General features: G+C 68.7%; 23 protein-coding genes. 10 read left to right on the forward strand and 13 right to left on the reverse strand.

Translation table 11 applies throughout. The annotated features are described in order from the left end of the window. Positions 1-82: 82 nt before the first annotated feature. Genes AB0B39_RS22920 through AB0B39_RS22930 form a run of 3 tightly spaced genes read right to left on the reverse strand, consistent with a single transcriptional unit; the run spans position 83 to position 3,289 of the window. On the reverse strand, positions 83-1,036 hold the full coding sequence (locus AB0B39_RS22920) for a hypothetical protein (RefSeq protein WP_357575315.1): 954 nt from the start codon (positions 1,034-1,036) through the stop codon (positions 83-85). Beyond that, positions 990-2,111, reverse strand: coding sequence for a DUF3696 domain-containing protein (locus AB0B39_RS22925; RefSeq protein WP_357575316.1), 1,122 nt, complete (start codon positions 2,109-2,111; stop codon positions 990-992). The genes AB0B39_RS22920 and AB0B39_RS22925 overlap by 47 nt, the downstream gene beginning before the upstream one ends. Continuing rightward, positions 2,108-3,289: a DUF262 domain-containing protein gene (locus AB0B39_RS22930; protein WP_357575317.1), complete on the reverse strand. Its 1,182-nt coding sequence runs from the start codon at positions 3,287-3,289 to the stop codon at positions 2,108-2,110. Before AB0B39_RS22930 ends, AB0B39_RS22925 begins: the two co-directional genes overlap by 4 nt. Positions 3,290-3,585: 296 nt before the next feature. On the opposite strand from AB0B39_RS22930, the gene AB0B39_RS22935 reads away from it, so the two are divergent. Next, positions 3,586-4,776 (forward strand): helix-turn-helix domain-containing protein, encoded by a 1,191-nt coding sequence (locus tag AB0B39_RS22935; protein WP_357575318.1) that lies wholly within the window; start codon positions 3,586-3,588, stop codon positions 4,774-4,776. A gap of 274 nt (positions 4,777-5,050) precedes the next feature. Beyond that, positions 5,051-6,277: a helix-turn-helix domain-containing protein gene (locus AB0B39_RS22940; RefSeq protein ID WP_357575319.1), complete on the forward strand. Its 1,227-nt coding sequence runs from the start codon at positions 5,051-5,053 to the stop codon at positions 6,275-6,277. Between the two features lie 75 nt (positions 6,278-6,352). Here AB0B39_RS22940 and AB0B39_RS22945 read toward each other — a convergent pair whose 3' ends face one another. Together AB0B39_RS22945 and AB0B39_RS22950 are read right to left on the reverse strand one after the other, a co-directional pair. Then, positions 6,353-6,715 (reverse strand): nuclear transport factor 2 family protein, encoded by a 363-nt coding sequence (locus tag AB0B39_RS22945; RefSeq protein WP_357575320.1) that lies wholly within the window; start codon positions 6,713-6,715, stop codon positions 6,353-6,355. A gap of 369 nt (positions 6,716-7,084) precedes the next feature. After that, entirely contained in the window at positions 7,085-7,876 is a 792-nt protein-coding gene (locus tag AB0B39_RS22950; protein WP_357575321.1) for an SDR family oxidoreductase, read from the reverse strand. A gap of 330 nt (positions 7,877-8,206) precedes the next feature. On the opposite strand from AB0B39_RS22950, the gene AB0B39_RS22955 reads away from it, so the two are divergent. After that, positions 8,207-9,322 carry a tetratricopeptide repeat protein gene (locus AB0B39_RS22955; protein WP_357575322.1) on the forward strand — a complete coding sequence of 372 codons (1,116 nt, stop codon included), beginning with the start codon at positions 8,207-8,209 and terminating at the stop codon, positions 9,320-9,322. Between the two features lie 4 nt (positions 9,323-9,326). Here AB0B39_RS22955 and AB0B39_RS22960 read toward each other — a convergent pair whose 3' ends face one another. Continuing rightward, complete coding sequence (locus AB0B39_RS22960; protein WP_357575323.1) at positions 9,327-12,125, reverse strand: CHAT domain-containing protein; 2,799 nt, start codon at positions 12,123-12,125, stop codon at positions 9,327-9,329. Positions 12,126-12,198: 73 nt separating this feature from the next. On the opposite strand from AB0B39_RS22960, the gene AB0B39_RS22965 reads away from it, so the two are divergent. From AB0B39_RS22965 to AB0B39_RS22980, 4 genes are all read left to right on the forward strand, one after another. Next, positions 12,199-12,600 carry a hypothetical protein gene (locus AB0B39_RS22965; protein WP_357490085.1) on the forward strand — a complete coding sequence of 134 codons (402 nt, stop codon included), beginning with the start codon at positions 12,199-12,201 and terminating at the stop codon, positions 12,598-12,600. After that, positions 12,597-13,499, forward strand: coding sequence for a hypothetical protein (locus AB0B39_RS22970; RefSeq protein WP_357490086.1), 903 nt, complete (start codon positions 12,597-12,599; stop codon positions 13,497-13,499). The genes AB0B39_RS22965 and AB0B39_RS22970 overlap by 4 nt, the downstream gene beginning before the upstream one ends. 300 nt (positions 13,500-13,799) lie before the next feature. Beyond that, entirely contained in the window at positions 13,800-14,189 is a 390-nt protein-coding gene (locus AB0B39_RS22975; protein WP_357575324.1) for a hypothetical protein, read from the forward strand. 124 nt (positions 14,190-14,313) lie between these two features. Next, positions 14,314-14,661, forward strand: a complete 348-nt coding sequence (locus tag AB0B39_RS22980) for a GlsB/YeaQ/YmgE family stress response membrane protein (protein ID WP_357490089.1) — start codon at positions 14,314-14,316, stop codon at positions 14,659-14,661. 364 nt (positions 14,662-15,025) lie between these two features. Here AB0B39_RS22980 and AB0B39_RS22985 read toward each other — a convergent pair whose 3' ends face one another. The 3 genes from AB0B39_RS22985 to AB0B39_RS22995 all read right to left on the reverse strand — a co-directional run bounded on the left by AB0B39_RS22985 (position 15,026) and on the right by AB0B39_RS22995 (position 16,095). Next, positions 15,026-15,448, reverse strand: coding sequence for a hypothetical protein (locus tag AB0B39_RS22985; RefSeq protein ID WP_357490091.1), 423 nt, complete (start codon positions 15,446-15,448; stop codon positions 15,026-15,028). 12 nt (positions 15,449-15,460) lie between these two features. Continuing rightward, positions 15,461-15,643: a hypothetical protein gene (locus AB0B39_RS22990; RefSeq protein ID WP_234583672.1), complete on the reverse strand. Its 183-nt coding sequence runs from the start codon at positions 15,641-15,643 to the stop codon at positions 15,461-15,463. A 74-nt stretch (positions 15,644-15,717) separates the two neighbouring features. Next, complete coding sequence (locus tag AB0B39_RS22995) at positions 15,718-16,095, reverse strand: DUF2089 domain-containing protein (RefSeq protein ID WP_357490092.1); 378 nt, start codon at positions 16,093-16,095, stop codon at positions 15,718-15,720. Between the two features lie 308 nt (positions 16,096-16,403). Between AB0B39_RS22995 and AB0B39_RS23000 the strand changes: the two genes are divergently transcribed. Beyond that, complete coding sequence (locus AB0B39_RS23000) at positions 16,404-17,405, forward strand: hypothetical protein (protein WP_357490094.1); 1,002 nt, start codon at positions 16,404-16,406, stop codon at positions 17,403-17,405. A gap of 84 nt (positions 17,406-17,489) precedes the next feature. On the opposite strand, the gene AB0B39_RS23005 is transcribed toward AB0B39_RS23000, so the two are convergent. Continuing rightward, positions 17,490-18,374: a S41 family peptidase gene (locus AB0B39_RS23005; RefSeq protein ID WP_357490095.1), complete on the reverse strand. Its 885-nt coding sequence runs from the start codon at positions 18,372-18,374 to the stop codon at positions 17,490-17,492. Between the two features lie 92 nt (positions 18,375-18,466). Beyond that, the gene (locus AB0B39_RS23010) at positions 18,467-19,132 is read right to left on the reverse strand and encodes a TetR family transcriptional regulator (protein ID WP_357490097.1); all 666 of its coding nucleotides are present in this window, start codon (positions 19,130-19,132) and stop codon (positions 18,467-18,469) included. Between the two features lie 100 nt (positions 19,133-19,232). Here AB0B39_RS23010 and AB0B39_RS23015 point away from each other — a divergent pair, with 100 nt between their 5' ends. Continuing rightward, the gene (locus tag AB0B39_RS23015) at positions 19,233-20,147 is read left to right on the forward strand and encodes an SDR family NAD(P)-dependent oxidoreductase (RefSeq protein WP_357575325.1); all 915 of its coding nucleotides are present in this window, start codon (positions 19,233-19,235) and stop codon (positions 20,145-20,147) included. A gap of 59 nt (positions 20,148-20,206) precedes the next feature. Here AB0B39_RS23015 and AB0B39_RS23020 read toward each other — a convergent pair whose 3' ends face one another. Next, the gene (locus tag AB0B39_RS23020; protein WP_357575326.1) at positions 20,207-20,893 is read right to left on the reverse strand and encodes a DUF4396 domain-containing protein; all 687 of its coding nucleotides are present in this window, start codon (positions 20,891-20,893) and stop codon (positions 20,207-20,209) included. 190 nt (positions 20,894-21,083) lie between these two features. Beyond that, complete coding sequence (locus AB0B39_RS23025; protein WP_357575327.1) at positions 21,084-22,175, reverse strand: winged helix DNA-binding domain-containing protein; 1,092 nt, start codon at positions 22,173-22,175, stop codon at positions 21,084-21,086. 219 nt (positions 22,176-22,394) lie between these two features. Here AB0B39_RS23025 and AB0B39_RS23030 point away from each other — a divergent pair, with 219 nt between their 5' ends. Then, complete coding sequence (locus tag AB0B39_RS23030; RefSeq protein WP_357490104.1) at positions 22,395-23,141, forward strand: hypothetical protein; 747 nt, start codon at positions 22,395-22,397, stop codon at positions 23,139-23,141. Positions 23,142-23,390: the final 249 nt, after the last annotated feature.

A 23,390-nucleotide genomic window follows, 5' to 3' on the forward strand; every position in this document is an offset into this window, starting at 1 on the left:
CTCATGGCTACTCCAATCCAGGATTGCCCAACTGCTGGTCGGGACCTCAGCCAGGAAGGGAACTGCGACCTGACGACCAAAATCAGGTATCGAGGTGATCAACGAAGATGCCGATTAGTGTCCGGCCGTCAGAGAGTGATCCAGGCGTCGTAAAGTGAATCCTGTCGGTATCCCATAGTCGCTTCGCATGCCACTCACACGAGTGCAGTTCATGGTTGTACTCGACAACCCTTTGGCTGGTAGCTTTCTTGTTCTTATGCGTTTGGCTGCTTTCCGGTGAGATTTCCAGCCCGTGAGAGGCCATATCCCGTTGAATTAGGTGTCGCACGCCTTTGCGAGTCTCGAAGGACTGGCCAAGGTGGTTGTTAAGTACCGCTAAAGTTTGTACTACCCAATCGTAAACCTCTTCATATCCGCCTCGGAACTTACGAAAGTCAAGCTCGGAATGGAAGGCGAGGCGCGGAAAAGCGTGAGTGGCGATCGAGAAGAAGTTCTCAACTTCGACATTCTCTCGGCTAAGTGTGAGCTGCCAGTATTCAACTAAGCCGGAAGTCTCCACCAGGAAGTATATTTCAGCGCTTGAGTCGCCTGCCGAAACCGTCAATACGCCCTGCCTTCCGGCAGTTGAACAGACTAGACATGCCATAAAATGTGTGCTCGATCGCATCATTGCATAGCCCAACGACCAGCTCTCTACTTGCTTGTCTGCCACCTCGCAGGTGGTGGGGACATCGTCGACATCGTCGTCCCAATCTGCACATCGGTCCAGTAAGGCGGAGCAGCGGCGTAGGGTTTCTGCGTCAATGGCCGCTGCCTGTTCATATAAAAGTTTGTACAAGGGTAGGCCCGCTCGACATTCGATGTCGAGGCAGCAAGAGAACTTAGCTACGATAACCCCGGAATGAAGAATCTCGGATAACAGATCATTGAAGTCATCGAGTGCGTATTCGGCTTCGGTATCGCCGATGTCGTGGAAAGAGAAGCTTGATTCATCTATCACCAATCTTCGTGGCTCGCCTAGCTTCTCGCTTTGCATGTGCAAGTCTCCCCAGGTCTTGGTCAAGTTGATCAAAGAAGCCGGGAGGCCAGTTAGACATGCTGCCTCCGGCACCAATGTCAATCACAGCCGGCGACGACTGGCTGTCGTCAAAGTAATGAACAACGATATCCGATGCGCCTACGGTTCGGTCATCGACCGCCGCGCGTCGAATTCCGTTCAGCACGTGGTCGCTGTGCGTTTCAACGATGACTTGGGCTCCCGCCCCTGCCACCCGCCCGAGGAATCTGCCAAGCTTGGACTGACCGGCGGGATGGAGGTGAGCTTCGGGATTTTCGACTATCAATATGCCTTGTTCCACTGCTAGACCTGCGACCACGATCGGAAGTGCATAGGATACACCAAATCCGACATTCCCAGGTCTGAGTGGTTGCGATTCAATATCCGGTGTTTGGAAGCGTATCGTGCTCGTTGTCATTCCCAGGGGCCACTGAGCCTCAATGCGTATCGGTCGCACGATGTCCGACATCCACGCCTCTACCTGCGCTCGGAAAGTCTGGACGGTGGAGGCATCGGGGTGACGCAAATGCCCCGCAACAACATCTCGTTCTCTGATAGTAATGGCCTGCGCCACATATTCACCACGGACTCCCACGCCGATGTTCGACACTTCGGCAGAGGTCACCGACAGTTGATCGCGAGGCCCCAACCGCTCCGCATTCAAATACGTGAACGACATGCCGGGAGAACTGAGCAGCGTTGGCAGCGGCTGTGGTCTGCGAATAATCGGGAGATGCAAAGACCTCTCCTCGATTATCGCCGAGAATTCATATTCGTGGCGTATGCTGCCGATGTTGAGCGATACCCGAATGACATGATCCTCGGCCGCTACGCACAGCGCATCGTCGGCCTCGCCGATTTCAAGACCGTACGGTCCGTTGAGCTGTACGACCGACGCTCTTTCGTCCTCGCTGGCTTGCCGGACCAAGAGCAGTGCCTGGATAAGAGAGCTTTTGCCGGCACCATTAGTTCCGGTCAATACCGTCAGTTGACGGAGCGGTAAGTCAATCTCCCGAAAACGTTTGAAATTAGTTATTCGAACGCCTTCAATCATTGGCTTTCCTTGATAATGTCGGCAGCTTTTTGGAAGCGATACCGAACCTTCCTTGCGTCGCCAGTCGAGGTGGTTATGGCGGTAATGTACTCCGCGTCGGCCGACATTGAACTGCGCGCTCGTTTGATAATCTGCTCACGAGCCTTGGAAGCGGTCCGAGTGTTAAGGTCGGCCAGCGCAACAGACCAAGATTCGAACAGTGCTCGATTGAATGGGCTGAGACTATCCCTTTTAAGCGGCCACTTCCGAAACGCGTGCTCACCGAAGACTTCATAGCTGTTCGCCATTGCTTGCTTGAAGTCTTCCCGAAGCTGCTCCAGTGTCGCATCCGAGACGGCTTTTGGGTCGTCCAGCCTCCTGGTGGCCTCGTCCAAGAACGGCTCCATAGCCCGGTATCGTTGTTCTTCGTAGACTTCGACCCCGAGTAGCCGGAATGCACAGAATCTCAGTACCATCTCTCGGTCTGTCATCCGTACTCTGGACCTGAGGGCCCCGCCAACTACGATCTCGAATTCGGGCATAGCCGCGCAGTCCGACAAGAAGGCTCGACTGCGATTGCGACTCATGCAATGGCGAATTTCTTGCGAATTTAGAGGCGAGCCGCCGGTGTTGAGTCGCTTGAAGATGTTGTATTTGACATCGGTCGGGGTTGACGGATCTATTACATGTACAACCAATTGACTGCTGAAAATGCGCCTCTTCCATGCCTGCGGCAGATCACTGAATTTTTGCCCGACAGTCGGTTGAAGGTACTCCAGGCCATGGAGCGCGAATTGTTCACCGCGGACGAAAGAATGTATCGTCGACAGTCGCTGCAAACCGTCTACGGCCCTATACATGCCGTCTTCGTCTTCTGCAAAATAGAAGGCTGGCAGCGGAATCTGCAGGATTATGGACTCAATGAGGCGAGATTTCTGGGGCGATTTCCAAACGAGATTTCGTTGAAAATCTGGAGCGAGTTCGAGGTCGCCGTCATCGATTTGATCGAGAACCTGGCGGATGGAGAAAGTCTTCGTGGAAACCCTGATTGCATTCGGGTCCCATGGTCTCGCGATTGGCTCCTCGTCGTCCGGATCGTCTTCCTCTAGCTCGATCCCTAGCGGCTGGTTGTCGAAGTACTCCTCGCGCGGCTCCCGGGCGACCCCGCTCAACTCGCTCGGCTCTTCGTGCTGGCTCACCTGGCTCGCCTCCGTCGATCAGTTCGATCAGATCATACGGACCGGTTGCTGCCCAGCCTCCACGCCAACGCTGGAGCCATCAAGATTTGTTTGGTCAGCTCAAGTGTTGCCGAGCGGATGAAGGGTCAGCGCGCTGACTTCTAGTGCAGCAGTTCGGAGCTCCCTTCCAGTAACCATCAGGCTGTCGACGGCCACGAGGAGTGACTGCCAGGCGTCGCAGTAACGGTGTAGCTTCGCACGGTAAGTGCGGGACGGAGGGTCGGCTCTGGCCTGTTCTGTACCCAGGGGGTGAAGGCGTGGTGAAGAAGCCGGACACCATCGGAGCCAGGATTCGCTACTGGCGGATGCGGCGGGGCGGCATGACTCAGGCCGTCCTCGCCGGGCTTGCTGGTGTCACCCAGTCGTACGTGTCGCAGGTCGAGTCGGGCCGGAAGACCATCGACCGTCGCTCCACTCTCGTCGCTCTCGCCGCCGCGCTCCAGGTAACCGTGGCTGACCTGCTCGGTCAGGGCACCGAGTCCGGGGACCCGGCCCGCGAGAGCGCCGCCGAGTGCGTGCCGGCCATCTGGTCGGCTCTGATCGAAGTCGAGGACGGCGAGCGCCGGCCGTCCACCTACACAACGGATCGCCTGGCGGCCGAGATTGCCCGCGCCGAGCAGCTTCGCAATTCGTGCAACTACCCCGCAATGGCTCGTATGCTGCCCAACCTTCTGCTCGAAGCCGCGGCAGCAGGTGGCACCGTCCTCGTTCAGGTCGCCTACCAGGCCGCCACCTGCCTGCGGAACCTCGGATACCGCCACCTGGCACTCAACGCCGCCCGGCTCGCTGGGACGGTCGCGGAGGACACCGAAGACCCGGCATGGATCGCAGCCTCCCGCTTCGCGTACGCGCAGAGCCTGCCGATCGAATCCGCATCGGTTGCGGCCCGTGCCGCCGACCGGTCACTGACTGAGCTGCAAGCCGACGCCGCCGACGAGCGGGTGCGACAAATGCTCGGACAACTTCATCTCTCGGCCGCGTTGACGTCGACGGTAAGCGGTCGTCTGGACGTGGCACGCGATCACCTTGCCGAGGCGGCCCGCGAGGCGGCAACGCTCGGGGACCCGATCGACGGGGCTGGCTTCAACGGCTGTGGGTTCGGACCGACCAACGTCGGGCTCTGGGAGATGTCCATCGCCGCCGAGCAAGGCGAGTCCGGCCGAGTCATCGAGTTGTCCCGGACGGTCAGACCGCAGGTGCTCGCAGCGTCGATCCGCCAGCAGTCCTACTGGCTCGACCTCGGTCGCGCCTTGGCGGACGGCGGTCGGCGAGATCCCGAAGCGCTCGCCGCGTTCGTGCAGGCCGAGCGAGCAGCGCCGATCCCGTTCGCCATCAACCCCCTCGCCCGTGACGCCGTGGTGACCCTGGCCCAGCGCGCCCAGCGCCGAGCCATCCCCGACGACCTGCGCCTGCTCGCCGGCCGCATCGGCATCAACCTGGCCGCATAACTGCCAGTAATCACTGCATCACCAATTCGCCCTAGTGTCCGGTTTGGGACGTGATCGCGTCCCGATGACCTGGCGCGGCGGTGGTCGCTCCCGAGCACGGCCGCGCCCTTACCGGATGAGGCGGGGATGAGCGGCCAGGTCGACAACGCTGCAAAGAACACGGGTGAAGCCGCCGAGCGGGAGGCTGCCAAGCAGCGCATCCTGGCCCAGGCGGAGGCGGAGCGCGTACCCGTGGAGGACACGACCCGCGCGGTCCCGGACGGGCGGTGGCGGCGTGACAGGGGATGACATCCCTATCGGCCGCCGGGTGGCGAGCTGGCGGGTACGGCGGCAGATGACCCAGCAGATGCTCGCCGACCGGCTGCGCAGGTCGAAGAGCTGGGTCGACAAGATCGAGCGGGGTGTGCGCCCCCTGGACCGGTACTCGGTGATCCAGGAACTGGCCCACGTCCTGCGCGTCGAGCCGGAGGCGCTGCTCGGCCAGCCGCGCACCGCCCCGGCGGGCACCCCGGACGGGGTGGACGGCATCCGCGCCGCTCTCGCCCGCTACGACATCCCGCACGCTCCACCGCAGACGGACGAGCTGCGACGGCAGGTCGGGCACGCCTGGCTGACCTACCAGCACGCGCACTACGGGCAGTTGGTGCGCCTGTTGCCGGGTCTGCTCGACGCCGCCCAGGGCGCGCGGTCGGCGGAGCTGCTGGTGCAGTCGTACCGGATCACCTCGTCGCTGCTGGTCAAGCTCGGCGAGGCCGACCTCGCCTGGCTGGCCGCCGACCGGGCGATGGGCGCCGCCGGCGACGACCCGATCCTGGCCGCAACGGCGGCCATCTCGGTCGCCCAGGCGCTGCGCGCGTCAAACCGCGACCGCCTGGCCCTGGCCGCGACCCTCACCGCCGCGAACCGCATCCTCCCACCCTCAGCCGACGCCGGTGATCAAGAGGTCTGCGGGCCTTTTGGAGATCGAACTTGCCGCAAACCTCTTGATCACGGGGGCCAGGGCGATCACCGGGGGCGGGCGGTGGGTGGGACGCTGCTTCTTCAGGCTGCGCTGGCTGCCGCCGGCTGCGGCGACGCCTGCCGCGCCGACGAGCTGACCGACCGGGCCGCGGGCGTCGCCGCAGACCTTCGGGGGTACGACGACACGCACCGCACCAGCTTCGGGCCGATCGCCGTCGACCTGGCGCGGGTGCTGTCAGCGGCGCAACGGGGTGACGCCGACGAGGCGCTGCAACGGCACCTGGCGGTGGTTCGGCGGGAGGCGTTCCGGCGGTTGCCGGCCGAGTATCGGGGCGCGTACCTGGTTGATGTCGCGCGGGCGTACCTCCAGGTGGGTGACCTGCGCGGGGCTGCTCGCGCGCTGGTGGACGCGGACAGTGTCGCGCCGGCTGAGGTTCGGTGCCGGCCGTTGGCGCGTACGGTGATCGCCGAGATCGCCCGCGCGACCCCGGCGCCGGCCGGCGTGGCGCGACTGGCGACGCTGGTCGGCCTCACCCGCTGACCACCGCTGGCACTGCGACGGGCTCAGGGGCGCAGTGCCAGCCGACTGCGGACGCCAAAAAGATCACTGCGATCTTTACGCTCGGATTTCCATTTCTGCCACCAACCCGTCGTTGAATCGGTAGACATGCGTGACGGTGTGATCCGCGATTGTCGCTCCGGTTTTGTCGCGGACGACCTGGTGGACGGTGACGACGATTCGTCCGTCGGCCTCCGCGGCGAACGCGGTCGGTATGACGGTCGGTTCGAGCTGGTCCCATTGCCTGCGCCAGTAGGCACTCACCTCGTCGCGGCCGTGAACGAGGCCGCCCTCCCAGCCATTCGGCCACGACACATCAGGCGTCATGGCGGCTAGCAGTGCGGGGATGTCACGCTCGTTGAATGCCGCGTAGAGGTGCGTGAGCAGCCTCTCCGACGTGGCGAGTTCCGGCGAATCCATCGAGCCAGCATGGTTGGTGGACCAGACCTCGTGGAAGTCACTTCGCGGTCAGCAGAATGTGGGCGGTGGGTGGGAGCTGCTGCTCCAGGCCGGCCTGCCGCCCCCGGGTGCGGCGAGCGCCGCCGACGCGGCGCGGCTCAGGGACGCAGCGCGAGGGCTCGCAGGGCGATGTCGACCGAGGCGTGGAGGTCTTCGCGGCTCGCGCCGGACGCGGCGTGGACAGCGTGCTACTCCCGCCCAGGACGACGGCGCGTGGCTACGCCGGGGCGTCATGATGCCCGGTCCTGACCCCGATGCCCGGCATCGCGGTCAGGACCGCAACCCAGATCCTGCTCGACCGGCGACGGAAGCAGCGTCGCCGCCGCGGACTCACAGAATCGTTGTCAGCACACCTCCGTCGACGCGTACCGCCGATCCGTTGATTGCGGACGCGGCAGGACTGGCGAGGAAGGTCACGGTGTTCGCGATCTCACTCGGTTCGATGAAGCGTCCCAGCAGGGAGGTCTGGTTGGCGCCGATGATCGCCACTTTCAGGTCGTCCTCGAGGAGGGACTGGGCATCGGCCAGCGATTTGACCGTTTCGGCGACGCCAGTGGAATACGTGGGGCCACCCAGCACCGAGTTGACGGTCACCGCAGTGCCCTTCGTCAGCTTCGCCAGGCCGTTGCCCACTGCGAGCATCGCCGTCTTGGACGTGCCGTAGTGAATCATGTCGGCGGGAATGTTGACGCCCGACTCGCTGCTCACGAACACGATCCGGCCCCACCCCCGTTCGAGCATCGCCGGCATGAGGTGCCGCGCGAGCCGGACCCCGCTGAGCACGTTCACCTCGAAGTAGCGCCGCCACTCCTCGTCGGAAATGAGGTCGAAAGGCTTGAGTTCGAAGAGCCCGACGTTGTTGATGAGAATGTCGACGCTGGGCAGTTCGTCGCACAGCCTGTCGACGTCATCGACAACCGAGAAGTCTGCCGGGATATCAGTGACGGACACGCCGGGCGCCTCCCGACGCAACACGTCGACAGCCTCGGCCAGCTTTGCCGGGTCGCGGCCGTTGAGGACCACGTTCACACCCTCGCCGGCCAGGGCCTTCGCGATTGCGTAACCGATGCCTTGACTGGATCCGCTGATGAATGCGGTCTTGCCGCTGAGCTGCAGGTCCACGTGCTGTTCTCCTCGTAGGTGGTCGCCGACCGGTGCACCTGCCGGACGTCGGCAGGCGTTCCTCTCGACCTTGCCGCAGACCGATGAGCATCTGATGAGCATTGCGTCAGTGGCTGACGCTGATGCGGTCGGACCGTCGGTGCCTGCGGCCGATTGGTCTGACTGCGAGGAAAGTCCCGCCCCGGGGTTCCTGGGTCTGCCGTACCGGTTTGACCCGTCCCAACCGGGCGCTCCGCACGGCGGCCGCTGCGGCGACGGAATCAGCCAGGGTCGATAGTCTGCTCCTCGTGACGGGCCGTGAGGTCGTCGACACCGCAGGGGGTGCGCGCAGTGGCCAGATGGTTCAACCGCGACCGGAAACGCGCCGACGAGCCACCGCGCGAGTCGACGACGTCGGAGCCGGTCATCGAGATCACCGTCACCCAGGGCGGCCGCTCGACCACCAAGACGGTCGGTGGTCCGACCGCCTACGGGTTGCAGTACCGCGCCTTTCAGGAGCAGTACGGCGCGACCGATCCGCGGACCTTGGCGGCGGGGACCCAGTACGCGCGGGAGTTGATGCGCACCAACGACGTAGCCGAGGCCGTGGCCGTCTATCAGGAGGTCGTCGCGTTGCGCAGCTCGGCGCTCGGGCCGGAGCATCCGGACACCCTGCGCAGCAGGCACAGCCTGGCCTTCGCACTCTGGCAGCGTGGCTCGCACGCCGAGGCGGAACGGGTGCAACGGGACGTCTACGAGGCGCGGCGTCGGGTGCTGGGCGACGCTGACGCCGAGACGTTGCGCAGCGGCAACAACCTGGGCTGGCTGCTGATCGAGCTGCGCCGGCTGGGCGAGGCCGAGCCGCTGCTGCGGACGGTCGCTGACGGCATGGCGCGGACGCTGGGCCGCGACGACGCCGAGACTCTGGCCTGCCAGATGAAGCTGGCCGGGCTCCAGCACCTGCAGGGCAGCAGCCAGCAGGCCGAGCGGGCGCTACGGGACGTGGTCCAGCGGCTGACCCGGACGGTCGGCCCCACCAGCCCGGTGTCCCTCCAAGCCCGCAGCAACCTGCTTGTCGTCCTGCTCGACAACGGCCGGGCGGCCGAGGCGGTCAAGGCCGCCCAGGCGCTCGCCGACGACGCCGGGCGCGCTCTCAGCAACACCGACGGGGTACGTCTGCACGCCCGGCACTCCCTGGCCAGAGCCCTCGCCGGGGTGGACCGGCGGGCCGAGGCGATCCGGTTGCTTGCCGACACGCTGCCGGACAGCGAACAGGGCCGCGGCGTCGACCATCCCGCGACCCTGGAGATGCGGACGCTCTTCGCCCAACTGCTTGTCGAGGACGGTGACCGGCGGGCCGGCCCGGAGGCGCGCGCCGCGCTGGCCGGATGCGAACGCGTGCACGGCCCCGGTCATCCCGACACGGAGAAGGCCCGGGCGCTGGTCCGGCGCATCGACGGGCGTTGACAGGTCAGCCCCCGGTGTGGATGTGCGCCGCCCACAGCGTCGGCGCCAACGGGTAGCGGTCCCGCAGCCCGCGCACGGCCGAGTGCAGCGCGTACGCCGCCGACCCGGTCGCGTCGCGGTGCGCGTAGAAGGCGGTGGTCAGGGCGAGGGAGACCGCGTCGTCGACCTCCCACAGGGTGCCGATGACATGCCGGAACCCGGCCAGTTGAAAGGCGCCGGTGATGTGCAGCGACTCGTCGACGAGCGTCGGCGGGGCCTGGGCTGTCGCGCAGGCCGACAGGAAGGCGAACTCCGCGTCCAGGTCCAGCCGGGACACGTCGGCCACGGTGAGCGGGCTGTCCTGGTGATCGTGTACGAGCAGCCGGCCCTGCGCCGGGTCGTTCGGATCGGCCACCGCGTGGCACGCGAAGTGCGCGTACGCCGAGTCGGCCAACCGGTCCAGGACCTGCTCCCGGGTAGCCTGCGCGTCCAGCCCGAGCCACGCTCCGGGCAGCGCCCGCGCCGCCGACGCGGCCTCGCGTTCGGCGCTGGGCAGCGCCCCCGGGCCGCCGGGGGTGGCGCGCATCGCCACCACGCAGGACCGGGCGTCGGGCCGGGACTGCCGCGGCGCGGTGCGTTTGCGGGCGAGCGCGGTCACGGTCGGGGTGTAGGAGGAGACCACCCGGTCGAGGGCGGACCGGCCGGCGCCGGCCTGCGCGGCGTGCAGGGGAAAGAACGCCAGCGGGCCGACCGGGCACCACCAGACGCGCGGCAGCTTCCCGGCGCCGCCGGGCGCGTCGATCCGGTCCAGCACCGGCCCGACCAGGGCGTGCCACAACCAGTCGAGCACGCCGGTGAGCACCGACTGGGCGCGCAGCCGGCTCCGCGCGTCCGCCGCCGGCTCGTACGCCGTGGTGGTGGCCTCCTGGAGCAGCCGGAGCTGCGTCATCGCGTCGTTCAGCGACAGATCCGGCAGCGGCAGCACCGTGACGCGGTGCTGGCGCAGGATGAGCGCGTCGCAGCGCAACTCGCTGGCGATCGGCACGATCACGGGCCCGTCGACCCGGTCGAGCAGCTGCCGGGCGCTGGGCGGGCGCAGGAAGTCGCCCAGGCCGGGCAGCTTGCGGATCGTGTCCAGCAGCACGTTCCACTCGGTCTCCCGGTCCCGGCCGAAGGTGGTGGGTCGGGGCGACTCGGGGACGGGCGCTTCGAAGTCCCGGCGCATCCGCTGGAAGTCGGCCGCCAGACGGCCGTCGGCGCGTTGCAGCGCCGCCCACTCGCCGTCCGCCGTCAACCGCTGGTGCAGCAGCAGGCCCCGCCCGCGCTCCAGCAGCTCCAGGGCCCGCTCCGGCTGCCCGGCGCCGATCACGCAGGAGGCGGCGGTCGCCGCCACCCCGGCCGTTGAGCCGAGATCGGCGTACTGGTCGTGCCGGGTACGCCCCCGCGAGGCCAGCCGGGGCAGCAACGTGACGGCCTCGTCGAAGGCATCCGTCGCCTCCTCCCACCGGCCCAGCGCGGTGAGCGTGTACGCCGCCTTGTCGAAGGCCTGGATCCGGACCGGCACGGCCCCGGAGTCGATGCGGCCGGCGACGCGCGCCCGTTCGGCGGCCTCGGTGAGCAGGGCCTTCTCACCGGTACGCAGATAGGTCGCCCGCAACCCCTGGGCGATGGACAACCCGGTTTCGACACGCTGCGGATCGCGTGCGGGCAGGGCGTCCAGCGCCTCGCGCAGCAGGACGAGCGACTCCTGGAGGTAGGCGGGCTCCCCGGTCGCGTCGTAGAGCAACCGGAGGCTGTAGCCCAACTGGTCCAGGTACAACGCGTGGTTGGCCTCGCCGCGTACGGAGAGCGCGAGCGCCCGGCGCAGCAGGCCGATCGCCATCTCCAGGGCCGAGATGTCGCCGGTCAGTTGGTGCGTCTTCATGCCGATCGTGGAGAGGCTGGCCAGCGCCGTCCGATGGTGCGGATGCCGCTCGGGAACGGTGTTCAGCGCGGCGGCGAACTCCTCCCAGGCCTGGCCGAGCAACTCGGCGCGGCCGGTGCGGTCGACAAGGGTGAGCAACGTCTGCCCGAGCAGGAAACGCGGATCGACGCCCTGCGGCGTGTGGTCCCGCAGCACCGCGATGGCCCGTTCGACATCGGCGACGTGGGTGGTCCCGGCAGCCCTGGCCAGCAGGCACCGCGCTCGCAGCATGACGATCTGGTCCTGGTTGGGCCCGGTGGCGTCCACCGAGGACACCAGCTCCAACGCCTCGTCGACGTAGTCCTCCACACCGGTGAGCTGGTAGGCGCGCAGCAGCGCCTCCGCGTGGATGCCCCGCAACGCGGGCCGGTGCTCCGCGCTGATCCACGTCTCGGCCATCTTCGCGATCGCGGTGAGCCGGTAGAGCGTGTCGACCGAGCCGTCGAAGTCGTGCCGGACCCGATAGACCTGGCAGGTCTTGAGCATCAGCACCGCGCTGTTGGCGAGGTCGGCCGAGGTGTCCTCGGCGAACCGCAGATACTGCTCGGCGATGTCCAGGAGCTGCGGCTCGCTCTCGATCCGGGCCCGGGCCAGCAGCACGTCGGTGTACGTGGCCAGCGCGCGGACGCCGTGCGGCGTACCCAACTCCTGGGCCAGAAAGGAGTCGGCCATCGTGCGGATCGCGGCCTCCAGCACGACGGTCGCCTCGATCAGGTCCTCCCGCGCCCGGTCCGTGTCGTACCTGTCGAGCAGCGCGGCCCCCAGCTCCACCTGGGCCTCGGCCCACCGCCGGTCGCCGCGCGGCTGCCCGGCCGCGGCACGACGCCAGTGGTCGACAACGTCCCTTGCGGAGCGACTCACCAGCGCACCTCCCCGTCGCGGTTGCTCCCCAGCCTGCCAGCCGCACGCCACATCGACAGGAGATAATCAGCCGATGAGTCAATCGGCGCCGGACCGGCAGCTCGACGACGACCGGGCCACCCGGCTGGCCCGGGTCTGCGCGGACATCGCGCAGGTGGGCGACCTGCTCGGCCCCGAACCGGCGCGGGCCCTCGCGCGGCTGCGGGACCTGTCGCTGTCCGACCAGGCCGTGGACGCGGTGCTCGCCGAGGTGACCGAGTTGATGCGCGTCGGCGGGCTGGTCGGCGGCGACACGACGGTCCGGGGAGACCGATACCTGCCGCTGGCCGGCATCCACGGCCGCCGCCCGGAAATCGTGCAGGTGTGCCCCGGCGACCTGTGCGACCGGGTCGAGATCCCCCGGCCGGACGCCGGCTCGCCGCCGCGCTGCGCCGTGTGGGACTGCCCGCTGCCGACGTTCCGGATGGACCGGTGAACGCGGTCATCGCCTCGCTCGGCGGCAAGCTGGCCGAGCGGTGGCTCGCCGCCCTGGCGCTGCCCGGTCTGGTGTTCGTGGCGATCGCCGCCGCGGCGGTGCGCCTCGGCCACGCACACTGGTGGGACCTGCCGCTGCTGGGTCAGGAGGTGGACCGGCTCGCCCTCGGGCCACCGGCCCGCAGCACCGGGTCCGCGCTGCTGATCGTGCTCGGTGTCGTGCTGGGCAGCGTCGTCGCCGCGCTGGCCGCCCAGAGCCTGGAACGCCTGGTCCTGGCCCTGTGGACCCAGGACTGGGGGCGGGCCGGCGAGGCACTGACCCGCCGGCGGCGACGCCTGTGGAACGCCGCGATGGACCGGTACGAGAACGCCCTGCGGGACAAGGCACGCCGGCTGCGGTCCGCCGACCACACCACCGGACCGCTGCCGGACACCCAGGCGCTCGCCCGCGCCTGCGACCGGATCGCGGTGACCGAGCCGGACCGGCCGACGTGGATCGGTGACCGCATGCTCGCCACGGCCGTACGCGTGCGGGCCTGCTACGGCCTGGACCTGGCCGCCGCCTGGCCCCGACTGTGGCTGCTGCTGCCCGAGGAGACCCGGGGCCCGCTCGCCCTCGCGCAGGCCGACTTCGCCGCCGCCGCCCGACGGGTGGGCTGGGGGCTGCTGTACCTGGCGCTCGGCCTGCTGTGGTGGCCCGCGGCCGTCGTCGGCCTCGGCCTGTGCGTGGCGGGCTGGCGGCGGGGGCGTGGCACCGTCTCCGTGCTGGCCGACCTGGTGGAGGCGGTGGTGGATCTGCACGTCCGCACCCTCGCCGCCGCGCTGGGACATCCCACCGACGGCACCTTCGGCACGACCGACGGACAGGCGCTGACCGTCCTGCTCCGCAAGGACCGGTGATCCCGGGGTTCGACGCCGGCGGCGTTTCCGGGAACGTGAGATCCGGGCAGGTATCCCGGGCACTGCCGTCGGCGCGTACGGCCATCGCCGATGTCGCCCGCGCGCAGCCGGCGCCGGCCGGCGTGGCGCGACTGGCCACGCTGGTCGGCCTCACCCGTTGACGGGCCGCGACAAATCCACGCTGACCAGCAATTTCCGCGATTCTGGACGTAGACGTCGGTGAATTGAATGCTTGACCTCTCAATTTTCCCGGTGGTAACTTTCATCGATCGATCGACGCCTCTGGGAAGAGAGAGATCTGTGCTACTGAAGTCCCTCGCCCTTGCCCTGTCCACCGCCGGCCTGCTGGCCACCGTCCCCGCCGCGTCGGCGTCCGCCGCCGGCCCGTGGCCGGACGAGGAGCCGTGGCCGCCCGGCAACTGCCAGCAGGGCACCTTCTGCGCCTGGCCCAACTGGGCTCCGGTGAACACCGGCCCCACGGAGACCCCGTCCCTGGTGACCACCGGCCCGTGGACCGGCAGCGCCCCGACGAAGACCTTCTACAACTACACGACCGCGAACGTCGAATTGGAATACCACCACACGTGGCAGGACGCCTCGACGGTCATCACGCACTGTGCCACCCCGCGCGGCAACATCTTCTACCTTCAGGTGATCGTGACCAAGGTGAACTGGCACGGTTCCTGCTAGTCGCGTGGTGGGGATCCACCCACGAACGTCCCTCCGCCGCTGATGTCACGGGCGAACCCGACCGGGGTTTCCGGGAACGTGAAAAGCGGGCATGTACCCCGGCACTGCTGGAGGGGAGACGGCAATGCTGGTGACTGGTTATCTCGGCGCGGTGCTCATCGGCGCTCTCGTCGGCCTGCTCGGCCGGCTCATCCTGCCGGGGAGGCAGCGGATCGGCATCTTCGCCACGTTCGTTCTCGGCGTCGGCTCGGCGGTGTTGGGCACCGTGGTCGCCAGGGCGCTGCACGTCGACGATGACGCCGGCGTGAAGGTGTGGGTGCTGCGCTGGGACTGGATCGTGCTCGCGATCCAGGTCGGCCTCGCGATCATCGCCGTGGCACTGGCGAACATGCTGACCTTCACCCGGCTTGCCGGCGGCGATGAGACCCCTCGCCGGCGCGTCCGTCGCACCAAGGCCAAGCGCGAATCGTGATCGCGATCTTTCCGCCGGGTGGGCTGACGAGGTCGGCGGATCCCCGCTCCCCGATCAGCGTGCCCCCGTCACACTGATTCGCTCTCAAGATCCGCACAACATCAGGGATGTTGCTGTCTCCCGCATGGCGGAGGCAGCAGTATCAGGGAAGTTGCGCGGATCTTGGCGAGCGAGCGAGCGGGCGGGCGGGCGGGCGCGCAGCGCCGAGAACCGCAGCGGAGGGACCACTCGCACGAGTGGTCCCTCCGCTGGGTCGCGTGGCTAGACTTCAGGTTGGCAGTTCACCTGTGCTCTGCTGCGGCGGACGCAGACCTCGGGAGGGTGTTGCAGCACCCTCTCGAGGGGCCGTCCGGTCGGACGGCGCCTACTCGCAGAAGACCCGCACGGTGGCATCGGGGGAGTCCACCTCCACCGTCATGTCGTCGAGGTGCTCCACGAGCGCCTCCAGCTGCTCGGGCTTGAGCTGCGTCAGGTCGATCGGCACGCCCGAGTCGCTGAGTGAGGCGTTGGCCTTGACCAGCGCCTGCGGCGGGACCAGCGCCGCCAGCCGTACGCCGGCCCGCAGCAGTTGCAGCGGCACCCGCACGTTGACCCGCGACGGCTCGCCGTTGTCGGTGGCGTCCACCACCACCCGCAGGTACTTCAGCTTGCCCTTCGGTCGGGCGTCGAGACCTGCCGCCGCCGGTGCCTGGTCCCGTTCGAGTGCGGCGATGAGCTGCTCCGCCTCCTCTGCGGTGATCTTGCCGGCGGCCAGCATGTCGAGGATGTCCTTGCGTTGTTCGGTCATGTCGAACCTCTCCTATCGGATGGCCACGAGCACGGCCGTGCGGCCCTGCTCGATGTCGAAACGGGCGCCGGGCAGCGCGGAGATGACGCGCCAACCGGCGCCGAGTGCCCGCACCGCGCCGATGCGGAACACCAGGCAGGCCACGATCGCCGCGAGCGCGACCAGGACCACGACCGGGAAGAGCAGGAGCACCACCGGGAGCACCGGAACCCACAAGCGGATGGGTCGGTGGCCCGGGCGATCGACCTTCACGGTCACCAACTGCGGCATCACGACCGGCCTTCCAGCTCGGCCAACGCCTGCTGGGCGTTGATCTCACCGCGGCGCAACCGGTCGATGACGTCGGCCCGCGACGGCGCCGGGTCGGTCTCGACGAAGTCGAGCATCTGCGTGATCCGGTTGAGCCGTGACTTGATCGTCGGGTAGCTCACCCCGAAGATGCGTTCCATCTCCTTGATCGAGCCGTGGCAGCGCACGAACGCAGTGACGAAAACCTGATCCTCGACGTTGAGCTGAGCCAGCTGCGGCAGCTCGAACTCGCCCTCGATCGCGACGCCGTTGCCCGCCAGGCGCACCCGCTCGACGACGAACGGCTGCCCCCGCGTCAGGCTGGTGAGTTCCTGCCAGTCCATCGCCTGATCTGTCATACCTAAATTTGTACCTTAAGAATCCTCAACTTCCAAGAGTCGGACCTTAACTTTCTTAATATCGGTGCTCGGCTGCCCCGATGACCGTCTGGGCCCAGGCCGCAGCGCGACGGCCTGGGCCCGAACAGTGGCGGATCACCGTCAGGCATCTCTCCCGACGGTGCGCGCGTGGGTCGTCGCGGGCCGGGAGGTGACGTCGCGGTTCGGGACGGAAGTCCGACGTTCCGTGTTCGCCTGCTCACGGAAAGTCCAATCTGGAACCCGGCTCGCCGTGGGGCGGCCGTACACAGCGGACAGTGGAGGTTCGGATGCTGATCATCGCGGAGGAGCGGGACACCTACCCGCCGAAGGGTCAGATCCCCAACCTGGAGACCGACGAGAAGGCGTGCGGCGACATCCTGGTCCGGATCACACCGCTCCTGCCCAGCGACCTCAGGGGCGAGGTGGTCGGGGCGTTGGTGGACTGGTCGGCGAGCACGTTGCTGGAGCACCGCACCTTCGGGACCTGGGCCGAAGCCATCACCGCCGCGACCAGCTACGCGCGCAACGACATGGCCCGTGCCACCGACGAGGGCCAACGCCAGCGTGACGAGGCTGTCGGCGACGGCGACCTGGCGAAGCTCAACGCGGCGGTGGGGAGCACGGGACGCACCGGCGACCCGCAGATCACCCGACGCGACGAGAGCCGCAGGTGGGCGAACTGCGGAATAGCCGCGTTCCAGATTCGCGAGCAGTTGCGCCACAGGGGCGGCGAGCCTGTCCGCCTGTCCAGCCAGACCTACGGCAAGGGCAAGGGCGCCGCGCTCAAGCAGGCGCTGCGCGTCCAGCCCGCCACCGCCCAGACCGTCCTGCTGCTGGACTGCCAGTTCCCGCAGGTGCACAACTTCGTCATCGAGGTGCACCACGACGGGGCGCGTTACCTGGCCCAGGGCTACCAGGGCACCTACTTCGCGCACTGGTGGCTCGGCATCAACGACAGCTACTCCGGAGAGGCTTCGCGCGAGATTCTCGCCCTGCGCGAGCGGTACGGGTTGGGTCGGGCGATCAGCAAGGAGAACTACGAGAGCCTGCTCGACGGCCTGGCCGCGGCCATCTCGTCCGACTGGCACCAGGCCGCGAACCAGTGGCAGACGTTGCCGTTCAATCCGGACCGGCAGGAGATCGACGGGATCCGCCGCCGGTCCGAAGCGCCAACGATCCTCGTCGAGGTGTTCGAGCTGCGCAAACCGGCGGTGGCTCGGGCGGCGTTCGGCGCGAGCGGCGCTGTGTCGCTCAGCGAGCTGGCGACCCGCGGGATGACGACCGCCTGACGCGATGTTCCCGGCCGGTCGGCAACCGACCGGCCGGGAACACGGGCCGAGGCGGGACCCGGTGCGGTCCCGCCGCGTGCGCGTCTATGCACCCGAGATGGCCTTGAGCGCCGTGTCGAGCGCCTGGTCGGCCGGGACGGGTACGTCGGGGACCACGCCGACGCCCTCCCAGTTGGTGCCGGTGACGCTGTTGATGGTCCGGGCGGTCGGCACGGTCACGAGGATGTGTTCGGTGACCGGGTGGCGGGCCGTCGGGTGCGCACCGCCGCGGGTCGTCTCCCCGACGACGACCGCCCGGCCGTGCGCCTGAAGGGTGTACGCCACGTCCTCGCCCCCGGAGAACGTCGTCGCGCTGGTGAGCACATGGACCGGACGGTCCGCGTAGCGCGGCGCGGGAAGGTGCGCTGTCGTCCAGAACTGGCGGGTGGCGCCGGTGGACCGCTCGTAGAAGTCGTTGAGATGCACCTGGTCGTCGCGGAAGAAGTAGCTGCACCACATCGCGGCGCCCTCCGGTGTTCCGCCGGTGCACGCGCGCAGGTCGAGGATGAGCGCGGAGCTGAGGGCGACCAGTTGCATGGCCGCGCCGATCGCGGCGGCGCCCTCGTCGGCGTACGCGATGCGCCGCACGTCGATGAGCCCGACGTTCCCCTCCAGGTGCTCGACCCGGCGGATCCCCTGGTTCTCCGCCCTGAGCAGCGCGCGGAACGCGGCCCGCCCGCCGTCCTCGTCCGCCGGATCGAGCGACTGCGGCTGGTCCGTCCAGAGCAGCCGCAGATGCCTGTCCGGGCACGCCTGCTGAAGGTGGGCGGTCACCGTCGTGCAGAGCGCCGGCCCGTCCAGGTCGTCGTACTCGCCGGCAGCGAGACGACGCCGGATCGCGGCGTCGATGTCGGCGACCTTCGCGGGAAAGACGTATCCCGCCTCGATCCGGTCCAGGGCCTGTCGGATTATCTGTTCGTTGGAGGGCACGGCGGGCCAGGGTAGACCGCGCGCAGCCTCATGGCCATCGAATTCCGCGCGGCGCCAGGTGCTGAGCCTCCAAGCCTTGCGGCGCAGCGGGCTCAGGGGCGCGGCAGGAAGCCCACGAGCGACGTGCTGATCGCGAGCCGCAGGGCTGTCCGCAGGTCGATGTGGTAGACCGCGAGCGCCGGCTCGGACTCGTAGACGGCGAGCAGGCTCGGCGGCGGCGACGTGTAGGCGGACACCGCGCCCGCCACGAGCAGGGCTTGCAGGCAGAACAGTTCGGCGCGTTCGCCGACCTCGGGCAGGTGCCGCCGGATGAGGTCGGCCATCCGTGCGAGGTTGGCGAGTGAGGCGCGCTTGTGGCGGCGGACCGCCTCGACCGAGACGTTGTGCTCGAGCACTCCGCCCTGTGCGCCGAAGAGATCGCAGAGCACCGTCTGGGCGGCGAGCGACCGGCTGAGCACGTCCGCCGCCTGCTCGGCCCGTTCCCGCGCGGACCGGCTCGGGTCGACGCCCTGGCCCAGTTCCTGCTCCAGCTCGGTCAGCCAGGTCGCCGTCCGGTCGTCCAGCAGGTCGAGCAGCACCGCTTCGCGGGACTCGAAATAGCGCAGCACCGCCGTCTTGGCCAGGCCCACCCGCCGGCTCAGCTCGTTCAGGGTCACCTCGGCCACCGACATCTCGTCGAGCATCGCCGAGGTCGTCTCCAGGATCGCCTGGCGCCGGACCGCACGCTGCTCCTCGCTGCGTGCCCGCTGGAACGTCATGACGCCAACCCTAACTTAGGTACCGCCGGTCTCTTGACAGTGTACCGGCGGTACATTACCGTTCGGGCATAACTTACCGGCGGTACATTAGGAGCCTGAGATGAACTGGACCGAGCAGCAGATTCCGCGCCAGGACGGCCGGGTGGCAGTGGTCACCGGCGCCAACACCGGGCTGGGCTTCGAGACCGCCCGGCTGCTCGCCGAGCGCGGGGCGTCGGTCGTGCTGGCCGTACGCGACACCGAGAAGGGCAGGCGGGCCGCCGCCCGGATCAACGGCGACGTCTCCGTCCAGGAACTGGATCTGACCTCGCTGGAATCCGTGCGCGCCGCCGCGGCCGACCTGCGTACCGCCCACCCGCGGATCGACCTGCTGATCAACAACGCCGGCGTGATGTACACCCCGAAGCAGACCACCCGCGACGGCTTCGAGATGCAGTTCGGCACCAACCACCTGGGCCACTTCGCGCTCACCGGCCTGCTGCTCGACGTGCTGCTGCCCGTGCCCGGCTCCCGCGTGGTAACCGTCAGCAGCGTCGGGCACCGCATCCGCGCCGCCATCGGATTCGACGACCTGCAGTGGGAGCGTTCGTACAGTCGGGTCGCCGCCTACGGCCAGTCGAAGCTCGCCAACCTGATGTTCACCTACGAGTTGCAGCGCCGGCTCGCCCCGCACAGCACCACCGTCGCGGTGGCCGCGCACCCCGGCGTCTCCAACACCGAACTGGTCCGCAACGCCCCGGCGGCCGTGCGCGCACCGATCACCTGGTTCGCCCCGGTGATCACCCAGCCCGCGGCGGCGGGCGCGCTGCCCACCCTGCGCGCCGCCACCGACCCGGCCGTCCTCGGCGGGCAGTACTACGGCCCCGACGGCCTGGGCGAGACGCGCGGCTACCCGAAGCTCGTCACGTCCAGCCCCGAGTCCTACGACCTGACGGTGCAACAACGCCTCTGGGCCGTCTCGGAAGACCTCACCGGCGTCCGGTTCCCGGTCGGCCAGGCGGCCTTCGCGGCGTGACCGTGCCACGAGGCAGGTGATCGGTCGCGGCGGGACCCGGACGGGTCCCGCCGCGACCGTCAGCGTGGCCCGACGCGCAGCCCTCGGCCGACCTGCCAGGAGGCGGCGGGCCAGGCCGCGACGAAGCCGGCGATCAGCCCGATCTGACCGGCGAACCAGAAGGTGGGGCTGTCGGGCCGTAGGGGCGGCTCGGGAAAGACCATGTGGTGCGCCAGCGTCAGCCACGCGAACAGCGCCGACTCGAACACCGTGATGGTCAGCAGTTCCGCCCTCACGACTGCCGTCAGCGCGCGCCAGATCTGCGCGACGCGGTGAGCCGGCCCCTCGAAGAACCGAAAGAGCACAGCGATCGTCACCGCCGCCAGATAGTCGCCGACGTAGGTGATCCACAGCCCGTTGCGAGCCGGGTCGAACCTGAGCGCGTACAGGGCGACCTCGGCGACGATGAAGCCGAGAGCGCAGTGCGCGCCACAACGGGACACCTGCGTCAGGACGACGCCCCGGTGGGGCCGTCGAGGCTCCTCGTCCCCCCGTCGTTGCGCCAGCGCCTGCGGCCGGCCCCAGTTCCAGTAGAGGCGGACGGCCGCCGGGCCGACGTAGAGGACGGTCACCAGCCAGACGATCTCCATGACCTTGACCGGCTGACGATGCCCGCGCAGGTAGGTGTCGGCGAGGACGATCGCGAAGCTGACGACGCCGACCGCGAGCGAGGCCCAGGAGAGCGCCAGGAGCCAGGTTGGCTGCATCCCCGCCCCTTCCACGCGCCGGGCGCCGGTGCCGGCCGCGGCCGAACGTGGAGGGGGCTCGCTGACCGGTGTCGACGGCCGAGGACGCCCCACAGTCTGTCACGCCGTACCCGCCCGTACCGGCGGATCGGGCGTCCTGCTGGCCGCGGTCGCGCACGGCCGCCGCTCGTCGGTCTGGCCCCCGCACCCGCTAACTGTCGAAGTCGACGCCGGCGAGTGACACCTCGCGGTGCGCGGCGAGGCGTTCGGCCTGTGCGGTGATGGCCTCGCGCGTGCCGGTTGACAGCCTCTGCCAGGGCTGGACCGCGACCGTGAGCGTCCGGCCGGACTTGCGGGGACGCCAGGTGCCGACCAGGTCGCCGTCGACCAGGACCGCACCGGGGCGGCCCAGCACCGGCCACAACTCCTTCGCGCGGGCGGCGTCGGGTGCCAGGGTCGCCCGGTCCTTCGCCTGAAGGAACAGGTCGAACGGGCCGAGCAGGCGGGTCACGCCGCCGCCGGCCGACGTCAACGCCTCCTCGTCGGCGGCCAGCAGCGAACGGGACTCGCCGTCGACAGTCACCTCGACCACGTCGTCGGGCCAGCGCGCCTTCACGTCCTTGACCGGGGCGTCGAGATAGCCGGCCACCTGTTTGGGGGTGGCCGGGCCGAGCAGACGCAGGTACGCGCGGATGACGTCGAACCGGTCAGCCGGGGCGGACGCCTTGCCGAACCCGGTGATGCGCCGCAGGACCGGAGGTGACGTGTCGAGCTGCAACTCCAACCCCGCCCGCGCGGCGGCGAGCCGGAACGGCATCTCGTACAGGTGTGTGGCGTCGCAGACCCGGCAGAACCGCAGGTACGGCTCGGGCAGCACCGTGGCCAGACGGCCGGAGACGTCTCCCTTGACCGTCGGCCTGGCGACGATCTCCCGCATCCGGCCGGCCACCTCGTCGAGGGCGGCGAGGTTGCCGATGCCGGCGGCCTTCAACGGCTTGGCGGCGTCGTAGATGCGCTTGCCCGCGTCGGCGTCGGAGAAGGGCTCGACCGCGGCCACCACGTGCCCGACGTCCGCCCGGCGGTAGAGGTGCGGTGCGCCCCGCACCGTCCAGAGCAGGACCACGTCGGCGTCGGACAGCGCGGTCACGTCGACCCCACGGGCAGCGAGGGCCCACCGGGCGCCGTCCGGGCCGGTGTTCTGCACCCCGATGTCCAGCAGGGCGGTGTCGGCGAGCGTGCCCTGATCCCGGTCGAGCTGCTGGGCCCGGACGCGGAAGTTCATCACCTGGCGCCGATCAACCATGCCTGCACCCTAGCCACGGGCGGCGCTTCCGTCGTCGGGCCACCAGCGAGACTCGCCAGTTCTCCAGCGCCCACGACCCGCGAAGCGCCGTGACGCGCCCTTCTCGGCCACCCTGGCGAGAGCGGCGAAGCGGTGCGCGCCGAGGCGGAACGCCGAGGGCCACGTCGATCCCTGGTGCGCGGTAGTCTGCCCCGGCTGTCGATCAACGGGGGTTCGGAAATGGCAATTCGTAGCTGGCTGCTCGTCGGGCTGTTGGTGCTGGTGGCAGGCTGCGAGTCGGGCGGAAAGGGAACGCCCGAACCTGCCCCCACCGACCCGCTCGCGCAGGTGCGTGCCGCGGCCGCCAAGACCGCCGGGGTGCCCGCGCACGTCACGTTGAGCGCGCCGAACGTCGAGGTGGCGGGCGACACCGACCCGGCGGGCCGGGCGCTGACCCTGACCGTCACCACGGGCACCGGCGGCGAGGCTGTCGAGTCCCGGGTGCGGGTGGTCGGCGACGACGCGTGGATGACGCTGGGCAGCACCTACATGCCGAACCTCGACCCGACGAAGTTCATCTGGTTCCCGACGGCGGAGTTCGCCTCGGCGTCAGTGGTGCACCTGGGGGACGCGTTCGATCCGGCCGGGATCAAGGGCTTCGCCGCAGCCATGACGGCCGCCACGCGTACGGGGGAGGGCACCTACTCCGGCAAGCTCGACTTCGGCGTGGCGCCGGCAGGGGTGTCTCGGGGCCTCCTCCCCGCGAAGGCAGAGAGTTTGGAACGCCACGGCGGTGTGTCGCAGTCCGTGCCGTACGAGGCGTCGGTGGACGCTCACGGCTACCTCACGTCGCTGACCGTCTCGTTGCCGACCTTCGCCACCACGGCCACGTTCTCCGACTTCGCCAAGCCGGTCACCATCGGCAAGCCGAGCGACGCCGAGATCATCGAGGTGCCGGACGCGTTGCGCCGCCTCATGTCGCGCTAGCGGCCGTCGCGGCGGTCTGCGGCTCCGCAGGTGAGCTCCGGCGTACGCAGATGGAGATGTCCGCGTCGTTCGAACCACCCGTCCAGTGTCCGCCCGGAGTGGGCGGCGTCGACAAAGCGCACGGTCACCCCCCGCCTCTGGCCCGAACGCGCCGCCATGCGTCGTCACCGTCGCGCTGGGGCGGCGGCGTTCCGCCGTCCTGAATGGTGCGGTGGCCGGGCTGTCGTGATCCGGACAATCGCCGGACGC

This window comes from Micromonospora sp. NPDC049114, from assembly GCF_040648635.1.
GTDB lineage: Bacteria > Actinomycetota > Actinomycetes > Mycobacteriales > Micromonosporaceae > Micromonospora.

What these genes read in the sequence shown, in the direction of transcription:
- AB0B39_RS22965 (WP_357490085.1), top strand. Translation starts at nt 12,199, where the DNA reads ATGAGTCAATCGGCGCCGGACCGGCAGCTCGACGACGACCGGGCCACC.
- AB0B39_RS22995 (WP_357490092.1), bottom strand. Translation starts at nt 16,095, where the DNA reads ATGACAGATCAGGCGATGGACTGGCAGGAACTCACCAGCCTGACGCGG.
- AB0B39_RS22980 (WP_357490089.1), top strand. Translation starts at nt 14,314, where the DNA reads ATGCTGGTGACTGGTTATCTCGGCGCGGTGCTCATCGGCGCTCTCGTC.
- AB0B39_RS23015 (WP_357575325.1), top strand. Translation starts at nt 19,233, where the DNA reads ATGAACTGGACCGAGCAGCAGATTCCGCGCCAGGACGGCCGGGTGGCA.
- AB0B39_RS23025 (WP_357575327.1), bottom strand. Translation starts at nt 22,175, where the DNA reads ATGGTTGATCGGCGCCAGGTGATGAACTTCCGCGTCCGGGCCCAGCAG.
- AB0B39_RS23030 (WP_357490104.1), top strand. Translation starts at nt 22,395, where the DNA reads ATGGCAATTCGTAGCTGGCTGCTCGTCGGGCTGTTGGTGCTGGTGGCA.
- AB0B39_RS22945 (WP_357575320.1), bottom strand. Translation starts at nt 6,715, where the DNA reads ATGGATTCGCCGGAACTCGCCACGTCGGAGAGGCTGCTCACGCACCTC.
- AB0B39_RS22925 (WP_357575316.1), bottom strand. Translation starts at nt 2,111, where the DNA reads ATGATTGAAGGCGTTCGAATAACTAATTTCAAACGTTTTCGGGAGATT.
- AB0B39_RS23020 (WP_357575326.1), bottom strand. Translation starts at nt 20,893, where the DNA reads ATGCAGCCAACCTGGCTCCTGGCGCTCTCCTGGGCCTCGCTCGCGGTC.
- AB0B39_RS23000 (WP_357490094.1), top strand. Translation starts at nt 16,404, where the DNA reads ATGCTGATCATCGCGGAGGAGCGGGACACCTACCCGCCGAAGGGTCAG.
- AB0B39_RS22985 (WP_357490091.1), bottom strand. Translation starts at nt 15,448, where the DNA reads ATGACCGAACAACGCAAGGACATCCTCGACATGCTGGCCGCCGGCAAG.
- AB0B39_RS22920 (WP_357575315.1), bottom strand. Translation starts at nt 1,036, where the DNA reads ATGCAAAGCGAGAAGCTAGGCGAGCCACGAAGATTGGTGATAGATGAA.
- AB0B39_RS23010 (WP_357490097.1), bottom strand. Translation starts at nt 19,132, where the DNA reads ATGACGTTCCAGCGGGCACGCAGCGAGGAGCAGCGTGCGGTCCGGCGC.